The sequence below is a fragment of the Thermostichus vulcanus str. 'Rupite' genome, assembly GCF_022848905.1.
GTDB classification, from domain to species: Bacteria; Cyanobacteriota; Cyanobacteriia; order Thermostichales; family Thermostichaceae; genus Thermostichus; species Thermostichus vulcanus_A.
Genome location: NZ_JAFIRA010000017.1, coordinates 16,278 through 34,050, shown reverse-complemented (window position 1 = coordinate 34,050; position 17,773 = coordinate 16,278). Strand labels below are relative to the sequence as shown.

Sequence of the window (17,773 nt, the reverse complement as noted above, 5' to 3'; positions counted from 1 at the left end):
CGACTCCCCTTTTCAACTTGCGGTTTAAGGCAAAAAGGGGGGATGCAAGCAAGCTGATGGGACGAACTCAGGGCAGTCAGTCAAAATCGGTGGGCCAATCCGGGTGGCGGTAGTGTTCAAACAGGCGCGCAATCTGGGCGGGAGTCACGCGTGGCAAAGAGAGGGGAGGTAGCTGGTCTTCCGGGAAAAAACCCACTCCATCGGTTTCCAAGCTGGTGCTGGGGGATCCCCCGGTGAGCTGACAGTGGAAAAACAGCTTGTAGGAATAGTCTTGATAGGCAGGGTGATCATGGCGACTTTTGTCGTAAACCGCCAGTAATTTCACCGCTTTGGCCCGGTAGCCTGATTCTTCCCACACCTCCCGTTCCACCGCTTCGCTAGGGGAGTCTCCCACATCCGCCCACCCCCCCGGCAGCGTCCAACAGCCATCGATGCGCTCTTTGACCAGCAAGATTTGATCCTCCCGAAAGACAGCAGCTCGGACATCCACCTTCGGCGTGGCATAGCCCAGCTCTTGTTCAAACCCTTTCAAGATAGCCCCCGCTTCCAAATCGGTGTGCTGGGCCAGGATCTGGGCCGCGATCTGTCGCAGTTTCTGGTAGCGCTCGATATCAAAGGGATTTTGGCTGTAGGTGAGACCGTTCTGGGCAATCGCCTGAAGTTGTTGGGCCCAAGTCAACCAGTGCAAGCTCATGCGGGATCCGACTCGATGTTTCTACGATAGACCGGACAGGGAACTGGATCCTAGCCAAGGCGGACACAACCGCTCCCCTAAAAGTTCAGCTCCCAAACTGGCAAGAATCCCACCAACAGTTCCACGATCAACAGGGCTGGCAATAGATTCCCCACCCGCAGACGGGTTAGGCCGAGTAGGTTGATGCCGATCCCCAAGATCAAGATCCCGCCGGTGGCTTCCAAAGCCGCGATCATCTCTGGGCGCAAGAGGGGCTGCAACTGCCGCGCCAACAGAGCCACTCCCCCCTGAACCAAGAACACGGGTATCGCAGAAAACAGGGTACCCCAGCCGAGGCTGGTGGTGAAGGCAAGGGTGGCGATGCCATCTAGGGCTGCTTTGATCAACAACAACGAGGGATCCCCTAGCCCATCTTGAATGGATCCCAGTAGGGTCATAGGCCCAACCACAAACAGGATGCTGGTGGTGACAAAGGCTTGGGTGATGGGGCTGGGGCCAAGCCAGCGGCTCACTTGCTTTTCTAGGGCTTGCCCGACGCGCTCGAAGGCGGCTTCGAGGTTGATCCACTCCCCCACCACAGCCCCCAAGACCAGGGCAATCAAGACCGTTACCGATTGGGCGGCACTGCTGAGGGTGAGGGCCATTTGGATCCCCAGGATTAACACCAGGGATCCCAGGCCTTGCAACACCGTTTGGCCGATGCGCTCCGGTAGACGGCTACCTAGCCCCCAACCCATGGCGCTACCCACCACAATGGCGAGAGTATTGACAAGGGTACCAGTGCCGGGGAGAGCCATCGATTGTTCGCAGAGCCCGTAGGAGGATCAACCTTACCTATGTTCAGTTTCTGATAGAGGCTCGCCTCAAGCCTGCGCAGAAGCACCTATTCAGGTAGAAGATCTGGCCATTCCTCACTCCAATCCTGGCTATACTGATGACACGCCTGCCAAACCCAGATGTAGGCTTTCATTCCGCAGTATTATCCAGATGAGCTTTTGGAAGGGCCTGTTCGGGGCAGCAGAGACAGTCTCGGCAAAAGAGTTGACGCGAACAGCCAAAGCCAGTCATCGCCAAGAAGCGGTGGCGGTCAAGGGGGAGTCGATCCTGTTCAGCCTTGATCCGGATTTGGATCTGTATGAGCTGGAGGAGCTTTGTGATGCTGTTGGGTGGTCCCGCCGCCCCATTCACAAGGTCAAAAAAGCTCTGCACCACAGCTTTTTGGTGGTATCGATGTGGCAGCAGCGGGGCAACTATCGCCGTTTGATTGGCTTTGCCCGGGCTACCTCTGACCACGCCTTTAACGCCACCATTTGGGATGTGGTGGTACACCCGGATTTCCAAGGGAAAGGATTGGGGAAAGTGTTGATGGAAAAGGTGATCCGCGAGCTGCGGGCACAAGACATCAGCAACATCACCCTGTTTGCCGATCAAGGGGTGGTCAGCTTTTATGAACGGCTGGGGTTCACCCCCGACCCTGAGGGGATCAAGGGCATGTTTTGGTACCCGCGCTAGCGTTGAGGCTGGATCCCCATTGGCCATGAACCCTTTACCAACGGTGATTTTGCCCGGTTATCTGGCGGGTGCCCTGGAATACGAGCCTTTGCGGCAAACGCTGGAGGGACTCGGTTTTCCAACCCGGGTGGTGCCCTTGCGGGTGCGCAGTTGGCTGCCAACACTGGGGGGCAGGCCGATCACTCCGATCCTGAAGGTTTTGCACACCACCCTGCAACAGACCCTACAGGAGTTTGGCACTGACCGGGTCAACTTGGTGGCCCACTCAGCAGGCGGCTGGATTGCCCGCATCTATCTGGGATCCGTCCCCTATGGAGGTCAGGTGTGGCAGGGGCGAGATCGGGTGGCTACCTTGATCAGTCTTGGATCCCCCCATACCAGCCGAGAACGCTGGACGAAGCGCAATTTGGATTTTGTCAACAATCATTATCCGGGCGCTTTTTGGCCGCAGGTGAACTACGTTTGCGTGGCGGGCAAAGTCATTCAAGGGCAGCGATGGGGGCTGGGATCCCTGCGGGAAAGCTATCTCACCTGGCTGGCCTACAACAGCTATCAACTCACCGCCGGGAAAGGGGAACTGTGGGGGGATGGCATCATTCCGATCGAGGCCGCCCATCTGCAGGGGGCCACCAACCTCACGTTGCCCGACTGTTACCACTCCGGGCGTGGCGGGCGGCGCTGGTATGGCACCCCTGAGGTGGTGGAAGAATGGGCTCAGTACTTGCTCTAGCCCACCCAAGCATTCCCAGAGTTCAAGTGTTTTTAAGTGCTTTTCAAGCCCAATCCGGCCCGTCCGGCATAGATGGCTGCTTCCCCCAGTTCGTCTTCGATGCGCAGCAACTGGTTGTACTTGGCAATGCGTTCACTGCGGCAGAGGGATCCGGTTTTGATCTGCCCGGCCCGGGTCGCCACCGCCAGATCAGCAATGGTGGTATCTTCGGTTTCCCCAGAGCGATGGCTAATGACTGACCGAAAACCCGATTGAGTGGCCAGTTGAATGGCAGAAACGGTTTCCGTCAGGGTGCCGATTTGGTTGAGCTTGATCAAAATGGCGTTGGCGGCAGCGCTGTCGATTCCCTTCTGGAGGCGGGTGAGATTGGTGACAAACAGGTCATCTCCCACCAGTTGCAGCCGGGATCCCAGTTGGGCATTCAAGGCTTGCCAGCCTGACCAGTCCTCTTCTGCCAAACCATCTTCAATGGAAACAATCGGGTAATTGCCCAGCAATTGCTCGTAGTAGGTCACCATTTCAGCAGCACTGCGGGCCTGTCCTTCCAGGTGGTATTGGCCATCCTGAAACAGCTCATTGGCCGCCACATCCAAAGCCAAGGCAATATCTTCCCCCGGTTTGTAGCCCGCTTGTTCGATCGCCGTGATCAGCAGATCCAAGGCCGCCGCGTTGGAATCGAGGTTGGGAGCAAAGCCGCCTTCATCCCCGACACTGGTGGTCAGTCCTTTCTGGTGCAGCACTTTTTTCAGCACCGCAAACACTTCTGCCCCGTAGCGCAGCGCCTCTCGAAAGCTGGCCGCCCCAATCGGTACGATCATGAATTCCTGGATATCAACGTTGTTGTCGGCATGGGCACCGCCATTAAGTACATTCATCAACGGCACCGGCAGCAAATTGGCAAAGGGCCCACCCAAATATTTGTAGAGGGGCAGACCGACCGCATCCGCTGCAGCTTTAGCTGTCGCCAGAGAAACCGCCAAAATAGCATTGGCCCCTAGACGAGATTTGTTGGGGGTGCCATCCAGGTCGATCATCAATTGGTCGATTTGGGCCTGTTCTAGGGCATCTTCCCCCTGGAGTTCCGGCTGAATTTCACTGAGGATGTTTTCGACCGCCTGCAAGACCCCTTTGCCGTCATATCGGTTGGGATCCCCGTCCCGCAGTTCGTGGGCTTCAAAGGTACCGGTGGAGGCACCGCTAGGAACCTGGGCTAACCCGGTTGCCCCATTGGCCAAACCCACCAAGGCTTCTAGGGTAGGACGTCCACGGGAGTCGAGAATCTCATGGGCGGTGATCCACTCGATGGCAGTTTCCACAGTTACACCTCAGCAATTGCCTGAACTAATCCGGTTAAAACCAGATCTACCCTCACACTAGTAGATTCCTGCCCGGGATCCCGTCAGCCTCCAGAAAACCTTAAGAGGAGGTAGGATAATCACGGAGCGTTCTTGCGAGAGATATGCGTGTGCGACCTGGAATGACCCTCCTGAAGATGGCTGTGCTGATGGTGCTGCTTTGGCTGGGGTTAGGTGTTGTCCCTGTCTCGGCCCGCCCGCATTCTTCCTACGATTTGCTCCTGGCACAACAATTGGGCAAAGACGTGAAAACCTACGATAGTCCCCCGCCGATGGTGATCGACCCGGCCAAGTCCTACACGGCTACCATGGAGACCACCGCCGGCACGATGACGCTGGAACTGTTTCCGCAAGAAGCTCCCCTCACCGTCAATAATTTTGTCTTCTTGGCCAATGAGCATTTTTACGATGGGGTGATTTTTCATCGGGTGATTCGGGGTTTCATGATTCAGGGTGGGGATCCCACTGGCACAGGCCGCGGGGGGCCAGGCTATCGCTTTCCGGATGAGCCCGTGCAGCGTCCCTACAGCCGGGGGATTCTGGCGATGGCCAATGCTGGCCCCAACACCAATGGCAGTCAGTTTTTCATCATGCACGCTGACTATCCCTTGCCCCCCAACTACACCATTTTTGGGCAGCTAATCGAAGGGGAAGAGGTGCTGGATGCCATTGCAACTGCACGCACTGGGCCGCAGGATCGTCCGGTGGATCCGGTGGAAATTAAGTCCGTGACCATTTCAGAGTCTTGATCGAGCTACTGCTCTAGGGATCCTCACCCATGCACCCCCGCCTTTTGGCTTTGGATTTTGATGGGGTGATTTGCGATGGGTTGGCGGAATACTTCGCCACTGCCTGCCGGGTTTGTCAACGGATTTGGGGGGCTAAGGAGTCCCAACTGGAGCCTTTGCGTTCTGTCTTCGCCCGCCTACGCCCCCTGATCGAGACGGGCTGGGAAATGCCTTTGTTGGTTTGGGGGTTGCAGCAGGGGATCGCAGAAGCGGAGTTGCGCCAGGATTGGCCTGCTCAGCGGCAGCAGTTGTTGCAACAGTCCGGGATCCCTTCTGACCAGTTGGCTCAGGCGCTGGATCAGGTGCGCGATGAATGGATCCACGCAGATCTGCCTGGTTGGCTGGGATTGCATCGGTTTTACCCTGGAGTTGGAGCCTGGTTGCGCCAGATCCGGGCTACCGGGGAACCGCGCTTGGTGATCCTCAGCACCAAGGAAGGGCGATTTATCCAGCAGCTTCTACAAGGGGAAGGGATCCAACTGCTGCGCCACCACATTTTGGGCAAAGAGGTGCGTGCCCCCAAATCCACGACCTTACAACGGTTGCTCACAGCCGCTCAACTGCCCGCTGCCGAGCTGTGGTTTGTGGAGGATCGCCTGCAAACCCTGGAGCAGGTCAAAGCCGTACCCGCTCTGCAGGATGCGGTTTTGTTTCTGGCCGGTTGGGGCTATAACCTGCCGGAAGAACGACAGCAGGCCGCCCAGGATCCCCGTCTGCACCTGTTGGAATTGGCGCAACTGTCTCAGCCATTCGAGCACTGGGTCTCGACTGCAAGGATCTCAACCCCAACCGCAGATCCGACAGGGCCTCTGCCTCGCCTTTCCATTGCCCCTGCTGGTCCGGAGGAGCTAGACCAGCTGGCGGGATCCCCACTTATCCATTCTCCGGAGCGCCCGGAGGCGGGTTTAGCCTCGTTGGTGTTGACTTTGGTGGAACTGTTGCGGCAACTCATGGAAGCGCAGGTGGTGCGCCAAATGGAGGCGGAGCGTCTTACCCCGGAACAAATCGAACGGGCCGGTACCAGCCTGCAAACCTTGCGGGATCAGATTTTGCACCTTTGCGAGCTGTTTCAGATTGACCCCGCCGACTTGAATGTGGATTTGGGGGATTTGGGTACACTCCTGCCCCGCAAAGGGGACTACTACCCTGGGCAACCCCACCGCGAGGGATCCCTGTTGGAACTGTTGGATCGGCTGATCAACACCGGTATTGTCATCGACGGAGAAATTGATCTGGGGTTGGCTCAGTTGGATTTGATCCATGCCCGCCTGAAATTGGTGCTCACCTCTAGTGCCAAGCTCTATTGAGATTTTGATTCTGACTTATCGAGACTATCGAGAGAAGAGATGAGAGGGGGAAATAAATCGCGGTATGCTGGCTTCAGATTACCTGTCATCTCTCTTCAATCTCTCTTCATAGTTTTTCCCTATGGATATCTTTGCCCCAACCGCCAATCTGAATGCTGGCGCCATTTGGCCAGAAGTGGTCGTCACCCTGACTCTACTGTTGGTGCTGGTGGTGGACTTGGTGGGCGGCTCGTCCGTTCGCAAAAGCCTGCCGGTTCTCTCGATCTTGGGCTTGGTCGGGGCTTGGGTAACCCTGGTTTTGCAGTGGCAGCACCCACAACCAGAAAGTTTTTTGGGTAGCTTTGCCGCGGATCCGATCAGCATTTTGTTCCGGAGCTTGGTGGTGGGTACAGCTCTGCTAACGGTGATGATGGCGGAGCGCTATATCGCCCAGTCGGGGGCTGCTACCGGCGAGTTTTATGTGCTGTTGCTCACCGCCACCGTGGGGGGCATGTTCCTCTCCGGCGCTACCGATTTAATTATGGTGTTTGTTGCCTTAGAAACTCTGGGCATCGCCAGCTATCTGATGGCCGGCTACACCAAAAAAGACCCTCGCTCCTCTGAGGCCGCCCTGAAGTATCTGTTGATCGGGGCCAGTAGCACGGCGATTTTTCTCTACGGCATGTCACTGCTGTACGGCCTGTCGGGTGGGCAAACCCATCTGGAGGCGATTGCGCTGCACATGGGGGATTCAGGCTTGGCGGGGATCATTGCTTTGGTGCTCTGCATCGGCGGCATCGGCTTTAAGTTGGCAGCCGTCCCTTTCCATCAGTGGACTCCCGATGTTTACGAGGGATCCCCAACTCCGGTAGTGGCATTCCTATCGGTGGGATCCAAGGCGGCAGGGTTTGCGCTGGCGGTACGGTTTTTGGCAACGGTGTTCCCGGCCATGACCGAAGAGTGGCACGCTGTGTTCTCAGTGCTGGCGATCTTGACCATGGTGCTGGGGAATGTGGTGGCGATTACCCAAACCCGCCTGAAGCGGCTCCTCGCCTATTCCTCAATTGGGCAAGCGGGCTTTGTCATGATTGGGCTAGTGGTGGGGACAGAGGCGGGCTACGCCAGCTTGATCTTCTACCTACTGGTGTATTTGGTCATGAACCTGGGGGCCTTCCTGTGCATTACCCTGTTCAGCCTCAAGACCGGCACCGACGAGATTAACGAGTATAGCGGCCTTTACCAGAAGGATCCCTTCCTGACCTTGTGCTTGAGCATTTGTTTGCTCTCGCTGGGTGGGCTCCCCCCTCTGGCGGGCTTTTTCGGCAAGCTGTATCTGTTCTGGGCCGGTTGGCAAGCGGGAGCCTATACCCTTGTGTTGGTGGGGTTGGTTACCAGTGTGATCTCCATCTACTACTACGTGCGGGTGGTGAAAACGATTGTGGTGAAAGAGCCCCAGGAGATGTCGGTTTCGGTGCAAAACTACCCGGAGACCAACTGGCAAGAGGAAGGCATGCAAGCTCTGCGGGTGGGTATGGTGTTGACTCTGGTGGCGACCATCTTTGCCGGGATCCTCTCCAACCCCTTGTTTACCCTCTCCACCCAGGCGGTGGAGGAGAGCCCGTTCTTGGGCTTCCCGACGGCGCAAGCCCCCTTTTCAGAGGCGGCCCGTCTTCAGGCGGTAGTGGATTTCAAGGATCCATCAAGCTAACCACAATACGGCGATTCTGTTTGCCTTTGCTTTCAATCTTGCTCACCAGCAACTGGCCAATTTCCCCGGTTGCCCGCACGTGAGTGCCGCCACAGGGTTGCAAATCTACCCCTTCAATGTCCAGCAAGCGTACCCGCCCTTGTCCCGTCGGCGGCTTAACCGACATGGTGCGCACCAAATTAGGATTGGCCGCTAGCTCTTCATCGCTCACCCAGCGGGGCTGCACCCCATGATTCCCCTGCACCAGTTCATTCAGGCGGGCTGTCAGGGTTTCCTTGTCGGGTTTGTCTCCAGGGATATCGAAGTCCAAGCGGCTCTTGCTTTCCCCCACTTGTCCCCCCGTCACTCCACCCTCTACCACCGCACAGAGCAGGTGTAGAGGCGTGTGCATGCGCATGTGGCGATAGCGGCGTTCCCAGTCAATGCGAGCGGTGACTTCATCCCCAATGTTCAGGGACGGGGATCCCTCAGCTGGGACATGGACAATGCCTGTTTCCCCCTTTTGAGTATCGACAATCGAGATGACGCGACCATCGGCTGTGATCAGGGATCCCGTATCTCCGGGCTGCCCGCCCCCTGTGGGGTAAAAGACCGTTCGATCCAACTGGATCCCAGTATCCACAAGGGCGATCACCTTAGCTTGGCAGGTAGTGAGATAGGCATCCGCCCGAAACAGTTCTTCCGTCATGAGAGATGCAGTCATAGGGTTACAACCTGCTCTTCACCATAGCTGAAGAACCCGTCGGGATCCCTGAGGCTAAGTCAGGGCTTGCCGGGCCTTAGCGGAAATCCACTCGCTGATGAACACAGAAACAAAGATCACCAGCAGGATCAGACTCACCTGATTCCAGCGCAGGGTGTTGATGGAAGCATCCAGCTGTAGGCCAATGCCACCCGCACCCACCAGACCCACCACCGTGGACTCGCGCAAATTGATGTCCCAACGGTAAACCGTTACCCCGAGGATATTGGTGATCACCTGTGGCCAGATGGCGTAGCTCAGCACCTGAGCCCCACTGGCCCCCGTCGAGCGAATTGCTTCCACAGGCTCCTCGTTGATTTCCTCGATGCCTTCATAGATCAGCTTGCCCATAAAGCCAACCGAGCGCAGGGCAATGGCTAAGGTTCCCGCCAAGACCCCCGGTCCAAGGATGATCACCAGGATCAAAGCCCAGATTAGGGAGTTCACCGAACGAGTACCCACAATGATGAACAGGGCGATGTAGCGAACCAGTAGATGAGGGGTGGTATTGCGAGCCGCTAAAAACGCCACCGGCACCGAAATCACAAAGGAAAGAACCGTACCCAACGTGGCGATGGTGAGAGTATCCCAAAGGGGCCGCCAAAGCTGCGACATATAATCCCAACGGGGTGGGATCCCCCGTGCGAGCATTTCTCCCCCCTGGCGCGGTGCATCCAAGACAAAGCTCCAGGTGGTTCGCTCGGCAATGAACTTGGCACAGGCAAACATCACCAACAGCAGCAGCAACCAGAAAGCGTATTCAATCAAGGTTTGCTTTTGATTGCGCCACTGCCAGGTTTTCATCCCATTGCTTTCTAGAACAGGCATTATTGCACCCTCTTGCGAATCCAACCGGAACTCAATTCCACCACCATCACCAAGGCAATAATCATGAGGATGATGGCCGAGGCGGTGTCGTAGTCGTAGCGACGGAGGGAAGTATTCAGGGTAGAGCCAATCCCACCCGCTCCAACAATCCCCAGAATGGCCGCCTCACGAATGTTGATGTCGAAGCGATATAGGGTCAGGCCGATCATGCGGGGCAACACCTGCGGCACGACAGCGTAGCTGACCATTTGTAGCCAGGAGGCTCCCGTAGAACGAATGGCTTCCACCTGTACCGCATCAATTTCTTCGATGTCTTCCGCCAGCAGCTTGCTGAAAAAGCCCACACTGCCAAAGGTGAGGGTGAGCACCCCAGCAAAAGGCCCAAAACCAAACATGACCACAAACAGAATGGCAATGATCACCTCTTGAAAAGTGCGGGACAGGGCAATCAGGCCACGGCAAAATAGATAGACCGGCACCGGCACCAAGTTGCGGGCAGCACCAAACCCCACCGGAACCGCGACGATGAACCCCGCCACCGTAGAAATGGCGGCCATGGTCACACTTTCCATCATGCCGGTGAAGATCAGGTTGCCACGGGTGGTGAAATCGGGCTGCAAAAAGGCCAACAGCAGACGACCGCTGCGCTCAAGGCCGCGCGATACTCGGGCTGCATCGAAGTTGAGGGTAGAAAGAGCAAAGATCAGGTAGAGGATGCCCCCCACAATCAGTCCCCAACGAACCCAGGGATTCTTAATCAGAGGTGGCGGTGACCACTTCCGCCCGCTCAGTGTTGTTGCCTGTGCCATGTTCTACTCCACAATGCTGACGGCTGCTTGTCAGGGATCCCTGTCGATGGATGGCCCGTTAATGGGCTGCCACCCCTGCCGAAACGGATTCAGCCTCTTCCAAGTCTTGGGCGGGGCCAGAAGCATTCCAGTCTTCTTCGCCGTAGATTTCATTCAAGACACTGGGGGTGAGGCGATTGGGCGGGCCATCATAAACCACTTCTCCGAAGCGCAAGCCGACGATCCGCTGGGCAAACATCTGCGCCAAGGGCACATCGTGAATGTTGATGATCACCGACAGGCCCCGCTCAGCAGCCAGCTCATTGATCAAGCGCATGATTTGACGGGAGGTTTTCGGATCCAAACTGGCGGTTGGCTCATCCACCAAGAGCAGTTCTGGGTTTTGCAGCAGCGCCCGGGCGATCCCCACCCGTTGCCGTTGTCCACCGGATAAGGCATCGGCTCGCTTATCAGGAAAGTCCGACAGACCGACCCGATCCAACAGCCGGAATGCTTCATCAAGGGTGGCCTGAGGAAACTTGCGGAACCAACTTTGCCAGAAATTGACGTAGCCCAGTTGCCCGGAAAGAATGTTTTCCATTACGGTCAGGCGTTCCACCAAAGCATATTCCTGGAAGATCATGCCGATTTTGCGCCGCGCTTGCCGCAACTCACGGGTGTTCAAGCGGGTCAGATCCACTCGATTGAGCCAAACGCTACCACTGGTGGGTTCCACCAAGCGGTTGATGCAACGAATCAGGGTGCTTTTCCCGGCTCCCGAAGGGCCAATTAAGGCCATCACCTGACCATCCGGCACCTCTAGGGTCACACCCTTCAAGGCCATATCGCCTGTGGGGTAACGTTTGCTGAGGGAGTCGATACGTAGCATCTTGATAACCTACTTTGGGTGGACACTTACAGTTGCGGGCCTTCCAGAACCAGAGCCTTGAGAGGTTTGAGAGAACTTTTGAAACTTTTGAAATAAGAAGGGATCCCCTATGACTTACCCTCAAGAAGGGATCCCTGGCTTCCCTTTTCAACCCCTATTGGGGCGGGGCATTTTCCTGAATCAAGCGAATCACTTCCCAATCTTCCTTGTAGGTAATGGGGACAAAAGCAGCGCGGTCAAAGGCCTCAGCCAATTTGGTTCCCGTAAAGTCAAATGTATAGAATGCTTCACGGATTTTCGCTTGCAGATCCGGATCCAAATTGTGAGCGTAGCCAAAGGGGCCGCTGGGGAAGGTCGCAGATTTATAGAGCGTGCGGAACTGATTACACTCCACTTGTCCGGCGATGCACATGCGGTTCAGCACATCATTGGCAATGGGGGCTGCATCGTAGTCTTCGTTGTACACACCTAAAATCGAGTTTTCGTGGCTACCGGAGAAGTTGGCTTCGTAGTCCACACCATCCTTAAAACCAGTTTCTGCCTCGATCAAAATGCGCGCGCTGATGTAGCCGGAATTGGAAGAGGGCTGGGTGAAGGCAATGCGTCGGCCTTTGATGTCTTCCAGTTTTTCCAGGTCACTGTCGATGCGAGTGATCACTTCCATTTCGTAGCCAAAGCTGCCGTCTTCCTGAGCAAAAATGGCGAAGGGCACATAGCCTGCTTGGTTGACAGCGCGAGGGGTACAGCCAGTGCAAGTGCCCATAATGTGCAGGCGTCCAGCCCGCAATGCCTCTGTTTGGGCGGCCTCGGAATCCACGGGTACAAATTGCACCTCTCTGCCAGTCACTTGCTTGAGGTAGTCGGTGAACTCCTGCCAAGTTTCTGAATAAACAGCGGGATCCTCGGAAGAGGTGTAGGAGATGAGCAAGGTGTCAGGATTAACAATTTGAGCGGGATCCGTCGGAGTATCCGCCACCAGATCCCCATCGGCATCACAGTAGCGCTCATCCATGCCCGCCGGGCGAGGGCAAGATTGAGCCTGTGCCGATTGGTAGCCTACCATCACTGCGATTAGAGCAGCCAGGGCAAGGCTTTTGGATAACAGACGAGTCACAGAGTGAGACGCCAACATTGCAAAAAATCTCCTAGCCGAGATGAAGTCGAGGCCGAAAAGGTTGAGTTTATCAAGCACAAGCAGGTGAAGCTATTCATTCAAAACACAGAGCCATATCAGGTCAAATTCAGAACAAATCAATACCAACAGAGCCCTGAAGACTCTGCAAGACTCACAATGCTTAACGAAACTCAATAACACAGTAGCGCTGTTTGGCAAAATTCAAGATAAGACGAGTTTAATGAAAGGTTAAGAGTGGGTTATTAAGCACCAATGCCACTTTTGTTGGGCTTGAAGCCACACTCTAAACTTCTGTAAGCATTGCGATTTTGAGTCAGGGATCCCCTGTTCAGGCCCGGGTCCACTTGGGATCTTTGGGGCACTTAAGATCCCAAAAGGTTTGCCTGAAAAGCAAAAACCATCCCAACGAGATTGAGATGGCTCATGAACTTTGCTGTTGAGGTCACGTTGCAGTTAAGAGTGATTTAAGAACGGGTTGGGTCCTGTGAAGGTTGACCCATCAGCGCCCCCCAATCACGCCGATGTAGTTGGTGACCCATTCGTAGTAGGGCACACAGTCCATCCGGCCATCGCCACAGTCGGCCACTGGAGTTTTCCAAAAAGAGATTTTTTCAAAGTTATCAATGCCATTGGTTTGGCATCCCTCCGGCCCTAGTAGCTCGCTCGCCTGACAAGCCGCAGGCACCACCGGCACCGAACCAAACCAAGCCGCCAAATCCCCCTGCACTTTCGGGTTTAAGGAATGCTCCATCCACAGGTAGGCGCAGTTGGGATGTTTGGCCGTAGAGCTGAGCATGGTGGTATCTGACCAACCGGTGGCTCCCTCTTCCGGAATCACGCTAGCAATGGGCTGTCCCTCGTACTGCAACAGGTTCACCTGGAAGGGCCAAGACCCAGAGGCCACTACCCCTTCGTTGACAAAGTCGTCCACCTGCACCGCCGCGTCGTGCCAGTAGCGACCAATCAGTTGCCGTTGTTGCCGTAACAGATCCAGGGCGGCATCAAATTGCTCGCGGGTCAGCTCGTAGGGATCCGTGATGCCCAGCTCCGGTCGGTGGGCCTTCAGGTAAAGGGCGGCATCGGCAATATAAATCGGCCCGTCGTAGGCTTGAATGCGACCTTTGTTGGATTTGCCATCCGCCAGCATTTTCTCTTCAAACACCACATCCCAACTGGTGGGCGGTTCTCGAAAGGCTTGCGTATTGTACATCAGCACATTGGATCCCCATTGGTAGGGAACACCGTAGTGTTTGCCCTCCACGGTATGCCAGGGGGCATTCTGCAGGCGTGGGTCAATCGTGTCCCAACTGGGGATGAGGCGCGGATTGATTTGTTGCACCCGTTCCCCTTTGATCAGCCGCAGGGTGGCATCCCCAGAGGCGGTCACCAGGTCAAAGCCCCCCTCGTTCATCAGGGCCACCATCTCATCGGAGGTTGCCGCCACTTTAACGCTGACCTTACAGCCGGTCTCTTGCTCAAAGCCGGTCACCCAGTCGTAGGCGGGATCCGTTTCGCCCCGTTCGATATAGCCCGCCCACGCCACAATCGAAACAGCTCCTTCTGGACGGCCCAATCGATACAGGGGACCACGGGCTGCATGAGCGGAATAGGGGGTGAGCAACACGGCCAGCAGAGCCAAGCCCAGCGCGAGCAGGAGGGTTAACCCCAGGCGTAACCACAGGCGGGGTGGCACTGGCCGTAATTTGGCCCGTAGGGGGGGTAATGGGTTGAGGTTGGCGATCACAGACTTCTCCCAGGCAAAGACCGAGCTGGTTTAAGGGTAGATCATTCTTCCGGGAGGATTCTGCCCCTTCGAAAACAATATTCAACTTCCCGCAGGGTTTTCCCCAGGGGGATCCCGGTAGAACTGGGCAGCAGAACGCCCTTCACCGCTGCTTCTTCAAGAGTCTGCGAGCAAGAGTCTACGGATCAATGGATCAATCAAGCCCGTAAACTACTATACTTGCATTATGGAGAGCCTAGATGCCTTCTAGGTTGACATTGAGGAAGCGGGCGATTTCTGCCGCTTGGTTTTCGATCTCGGCTAGGGGGGGTGGCTGACCCACTCCCGTGAGGGGGATATCCCCACGCCCTTTCACCCGCAAGTAGATGGCCCGACGGGGGTTGAGTCCTTCCCTCAGTTCCACCCGCAGGCTCTGCACATCGGCAAAATCATACTCTAGGCGCACCTCACGGTTTTTTCCCGGAAAGCCTTGCCGCACCAAGGTTACCTTTTGGGCCTGACGGTCGAATTCGTTGTAGCCGCCCCCCAGGTTCCAGTACAAACTCAACCATTGGTACAGCCCCGCCAGGGATCCGAGCACCCCGTAAAAAAGCATGGCAATGCCCTGGGGAATGAACACCAAGGCCGCTGGATCCGAAAACGGCAGCAGGTTTTGGTGAAAATAACTGGAGAGTCCTGCCAAGGTGAAGCCCAACCCACCCCCCGTCAAGGCCACTGCCCAAAAATAAACGCTGGCCCGCCGCGATCCGATTACGGTGTAACGCAGCACATCAGCAGAACGGGTTTCGGGAACAGTTGTGGACACGGGCGGGATCCCTACAGGCTTTCCGGTTTTTTCATCTTAAGCCGCAGTGGCCCTCCCTCACAGAATTGCGCTCAGCCGTAGCTTAACCTTCCCCAAGCCGACAGCCAAGACAGCTTCGCGAGGCTCCTAAAGGAGCAATTTGTCTGCCAAGCTAAAAGAAGGCTTCTGTTCCTTCCTCATCCGTGTGACCATGAGCAAGAGCGTTCTTTCCTCCCCTGTTTCTCTTCGCTTTTCCCGCTGGTTCTCGGTGGGTTTGCTCACCCTCGGCCTGCTGGGGCTACGGGTTGATGCCAATCCGATCGAAGTGTTGCCCACCCAATTTAACCGCGAAGAACAGACCAGCATCGATGTTTACCAGGCAGCCAGTCCGGCAGTGGTGACCATTGGCAACGGTCGTGGCACTGGATCGGGCACGTTTATCCGTCCTGAGGGCTTAATCCTGACCAATGAACATGTGGTGAGAGGATCCCGCAATGGGCAGGTACAGGTGCGCACAGCCGACGGGTCTACCTACACAGGTGATGTAATCGCGGTGGATCGGCTCAATGACTTGGCTCTGGTGCGCTTGCGGGACACGGGCGGCGCGACTTTTCCCACGGTGCCCTTGGCTTCAGAGTCTGGCATTCGCGTTGGCCAGCAGGTGTATGCCATTGGTAGCCCTTTCGGCCTATCAGGAACCCTGACTACCGGCATTCTCAGCCGCATTGCCCCCAATGGCGATTTGCAAACGGATGCCGCCATTAACCCCGGCAACTCCGGCGGGCCTTTGCTGAACTCCCGTGGCGAATTGATCGGTGTCAACAAGGCGATTCTTACCTCTGGACGGGGAAATCTGGGAATTGGCTTTGCCACCAGTGCTACCGTTGCACAAGCCTTCATTGCCCAAAACCTGAACAATGCTCCCCTGGTTGCTAGCCAGCCAACCGGGCCGCGCTTGGGGGTGGCGGTAGATCCCCAAACACTGGTGATCCAAGAGGTACAAACGGGATCCCTGGCCAGCCGAATCGGCCTACAACCGGGGGATCGCCTGGTGGGGCTGAATGGTCGCCGTTTGGCCAATTTGGAACAGTTGCTGGATTATCTGGATACTCGACCTCGATCGGCTCGGCTGACGATTGGGCGTGGGCGGCAACTGGCGGAGATCCCAGTGCAGTTTTGAGAAGGGGTGATGTCCAGATCCATCCGGATGAGATCCGGATGGATGGCTCACCCAGGGAGTTCACTGGAGTTCACTAAGGTTGGGATTCACTGGGGGTGATGATTTCCCCTGGAGCCGCTTCTGGAGGGCTAGGACGCGCCGGGTTTGTCGCCCGTTCTGCAGGGGTGGGATCCGGGCTTGGGTCAGGCTCAGGGTCAGCCGTCTGCTCCGGCTCTGCTGGAGGGGGGGAGGGCTCGGGTTCTGACTCGGATTCTGAGGATTCTGGCGATTCTTGCTCGGGAGTGGGATCTGGCAAGGAGGGGGCTGGGGTCTGCAGTACGGCGTCTTGAGCAGTTCGTTCCCCAAAGGCCGACAGAGCAATGGCTGCTTCTCCCCGGCTGACCGGCTCGAAGGGGTTGAAGGTGCGAATCGGGCCAAAGGTGCGCAACACTGTCGAGGCATTGTTGAGGCTGCGATCCGCCACCAAGGGGGCAACGGCTTCGGCAGGGATTTGGGCGACATCCGTAAAACCCCACCCTTCTTCCAATTCCTGCCGGGATCCCTTCACCTGGCCGGGGGGCAGATCCAGGGGTGCCTTCATGCGGATCAGCTCAGCCCGCGACAACAGACTATTGGGGCGAAACTCCTGATGGGCATCGCCGTCGATCAAGCCAGCGGCTCCTAGGGCTTGAATGTAGCGAAAATGGGGATCCTCTTCCGGAACATCCAAAAAGATCGGGCGCTCTGATGCGGATCCGAGACGGATCTGGCGGCTCGGCTCATCGGCATGAATGGCATTGTTGGCCAGCACCAACCAGCGGGCAAATTCGCCGCGACGGATGCTGCGCTGTGGCTGAAATTCGTTGCCAGTCAGATCGGCAAACACCCCCAATTGATCCAACCTGTTCACGGAACGGGCCACCAAGGATCCCGCCTCCAGATCGACAAAACGACCGCTGCTTTCTGGGGAGAGGGGAGGGGAGGGGGAGACTGTGGCCACCCCAGTGGGCTGAGGGCTGGACAGGCCAGGAGAAGGAAGTGGGGTTGGGCTGGACGAGAGTTGAGGTGTTGAGGTCGCAGGAGATGCCGCTGGCACGGCCGGCTGAACCACCCGCCCCAGTTGCTCTCCCCACTCGGTACCCTGACAGGCCGATAGCAGACCGATTAGGGAGAGCACACCACTGAGCCGGAGCCAGCGGCAGCCCTTACGTTGAAATCGGCTGGGCTGATAATCTAACAGATGGTTTAACACTTTATTTTTCATTGGGCCCATTTGCGGCTAAAGTCCTCCAGCACATCCAGCAAGTTGAGTAGACTTTGCATCGGCAGCAGATCCGCTAGAGGCAATTCTTTACGCCCACCCCCCAGCTTCACTGGGATCCCTTGCAATACCTGGGTCACAGCTGCCTCATCTACCTTACCGGCCATCACCTGTGGAGCCAGCCGTTCTGCCAAAAGTATGTGCAAATTGGCATCCCGCAGGTAGAGGTGCCAGCGGGCTACATCCATGTAAACTTCTGCGCCAATGGTGGCAGCCAATTGCTCAATTTCTAGGTTGCTGGGCATTGTGGCCATCGCTCAGCTCCGTTGTCTTTTGGTGTTCGGATTTGCCCACAGTCACAGCATAACCT

At 56.6% G+C, this 17,773-nt stretch carries 18 protein-coding genes; 6 read left to right on the top strand and 12 right to left on the bottom strand.

Annotated features, from left to right (window positions below; translation table 11 throughout):
• Positions 1-76 precede the first annotated feature (76 nt).
• Positions 77-694 carry an NUDIX hydrolase gene (locus JX360_RS08295; protein ID WP_244350187.1) on the bottom strand — a complete coding sequence of 206 codons (618 nt, stop codon included), beginning with the start codon at positions 692-694 and terminating at the stop codon, positions 77-79.
• Positions 695-771: 77 nt separating this feature from the next.
• Complete coding sequence (locus JX360_RS08290) at positions 772-1,491, bottom strand: DUF554 domain-containing protein (protein WP_244350186.1); 720 nt, start codon at positions 1,489-1,491, stop codon at positions 772-774.
• 190 nt (positions 1,492-1,681) lie between these two features.
• Between JX360_RS08290 and JX360_RS08285 the strand changes: the two genes are divergently transcribed.
• Complete coding sequence (locus tag JX360_RS08285; RefSeq protein WP_244350185.1) at positions 1,682-2,206, top strand: GNAT family N-acetyltransferase; 525 nt, start codon at positions 1,682-1,684, stop codon at positions 2,204-2,206.
• Positions 2,207-2,231: 25 nt separating this feature from the next.
• Positions 2,232-2,936: an esterase/lipase family protein gene (locus JX360_RS08280; protein WP_244350184.1), complete on the top strand. Its 705-nt coding sequence runs from the start codon at positions 2,232-2,234 to the stop codon at positions 2,934-2,936.
• A gap of 32 nt (positions 2,937-2,968) precedes the next feature.
• Here the strand turns inward: JX360_RS08280 and eno are convergent, their stop codons facing one another.
• Positions 2,969-4,252, bottom strand: a complete 1,284-nt coding sequence (gene eno / locus JX360_RS08275; protein ID WP_244350183.1) for a phosphopyruvate hydratase — start codon at positions 4,250-4,252, stop codon at positions 2,969-2,971.
• Between the two features lie 311 nt (positions 4,253-4,563).
• On the opposite strand from eno, the gene JX360_RS08270 reads away from it, so the two are divergent.
• The 3 genes from JX360_RS08270 to JX360_RS08260 all read left to right on the top strand — a co-directional run bounded on the left by JX360_RS08270 (position 4,564) and on the right by JX360_RS08260 (position 8,073).
• Positions 4,564-5,040, top strand: a complete 477-nt coding sequence (locus JX360_RS08270; RefSeq protein ID WP_244350209.1) for a peptidylprolyl isomerase — start codon at positions 4,564-4,566, stop codon at positions 5,038-5,040.
• A 29-nt stretch (positions 5,041-5,069) separates the two neighbouring features.
• The gene (gene gvpJ, locus JX360_RS08265; RefSeq protein WP_244350182.1) at positions 5,070-6,386 is read left to right on the top strand and encodes a gas vesicle protein GvpJ; all 1,317 of its coding nucleotides are present in this window, start codon (positions 5,070-5,072) and stop codon (positions 6,384-6,386) included.
• Positions 6,387-6,507: 121 nt separating this feature from the next.
• On the top strand, positions 6,508-8,073 hold the full coding sequence (locus tag JX360_RS08260; RefSeq protein WP_244350181.1) for an NAD(P)H-quinone oxidoreductase subunit N: 1,566 nt from the start codon (positions 6,508-6,510) through the stop codon (positions 8,071-8,073).
• On the opposite strand, the gene JX360_RS08255 is transcribed toward JX360_RS08260, so the two are convergent.
• From JX360_RS08255 to JX360_RS08225, 7 genes are all read right to left on the bottom strand, one after another.
• Positions 8,054-8,776: an alanyl-tRNA editing protein gene (locus JX360_RS08255; RefSeq protein ID WP_244350180.1), complete on the bottom strand. Its 723-nt coding sequence runs from the start codon at positions 8,774-8,776 to the stop codon at positions 8,054-8,056. The genes JX360_RS08260 and JX360_RS08255 overlap by 20 nt on opposite strands.
• Positions 8,777-8,830: 54 nt before the next feature.
• Entirely contained in the window at positions 8,831-9,643 is an 813-nt protein-coding gene (gene phnE / locus JX360_RS08250; protein ID WP_244350179.1) for a phosphonate ABC transporter, permease protein PhnE, read from the bottom strand.
• Positions 9,643-10,452 carry a phosphonate ABC transporter, permease protein PhnE gene (gene phnE, locus JX360_RS08245; RefSeq protein ID WP_244350178.1) on the bottom strand — a complete coding sequence of 270 codons (810 nt, stop codon included), beginning with the start codon at positions 10,450-10,452 and terminating at the stop codon, positions 9,643-9,645. Before phnE (JX360_RS08245) ends, phnE (JX360_RS08250) begins: the two co-directional genes overlap by 1 nt.
• A 58-nt stretch (positions 10,453-10,510) precedes the next feature.
• Entirely contained in the window at positions 10,511-11,320 is an 810-nt protein-coding gene (gene phnC / locus JX360_RS08240) for a phosphonate ABC transporter ATP-binding protein (RefSeq protein ID WP_244350177.1), read from the bottom strand.
• Positions 11,321-11,474: 154 nt separating this feature from the next.
• Complete coding sequence (gene phnD / locus JX360_RS08235) at positions 11,475-12,452, bottom strand: phosphate/phosphite/phosphonate ABC transporter substrate-binding protein (RefSeq protein WP_425244374.1); 978 nt, start codon at positions 12,450-12,452, stop codon at positions 11,475-11,477.
• A 502-nt stretch (positions 12,453-12,954) separates the two neighbouring features.
• On the bottom strand, positions 12,955-14,136 hold the full coding sequence (locus tag JX360_RS08230) for an ABC transporter substrate-binding protein (protein ID WP_425244375.1): 1,182 nt from the start codon (positions 14,134-14,136) through the stop codon (positions 12,955-12,957).
• Positions 14,137-14,434: 298 nt separating this feature from the next.
• On the bottom strand, positions 14,435-15,004 hold the full coding sequence (locus tag JX360_RS08225; protein WP_244350174.1) for a photosystem I assembly protein Ycf4: 570 nt from the start codon (positions 15,002-15,004) through the stop codon (positions 14,435-14,437).
• Positions 15,005-15,194: 190 nt separating this feature from the next.
• Between JX360_RS08225 and JX360_RS08220 the strand changes: the two genes are divergently transcribed.
• The gene (locus JX360_RS08220) at positions 15,195-16,163 is read left to right on the top strand and encodes a S1C family serine protease (protein WP_244350173.1); all 969 of its coding nucleotides are present in this window, start codon (positions 15,195-15,197) and stop codon (positions 16,161-16,163) included.
• A gap of 73 nt (positions 16,164-16,236) precedes the next feature.
• Here JX360_RS08220 and JX360_RS08215 read toward each other — a convergent pair whose 3' ends face one another.
• Together JX360_RS08215 and JX360_RS08210 are read right to left on the bottom strand one after the other, a co-directional pair.
• The gene (locus tag JX360_RS08215) at positions 16,237-17,394 is read right to left on the bottom strand and encodes an S-layer homology domain-containing protein (protein ID WP_244350172.1); all 1,158 of its coding nucleotides are present in this window, start codon (positions 17,392-17,394) and stop codon (positions 16,237-16,239) included.
• 8 nt (positions 17,395-17,402) lie between these two features.
• Entirely contained in the window at positions 17,403-17,717 is a 315-nt protein-coding gene (locus JX360_RS08210; protein ID WP_244350171.1) for a DUF3181 family protein, read from the bottom strand.
• Positions 17,718-17,773 lie beyond the last annotated feature (56 nt).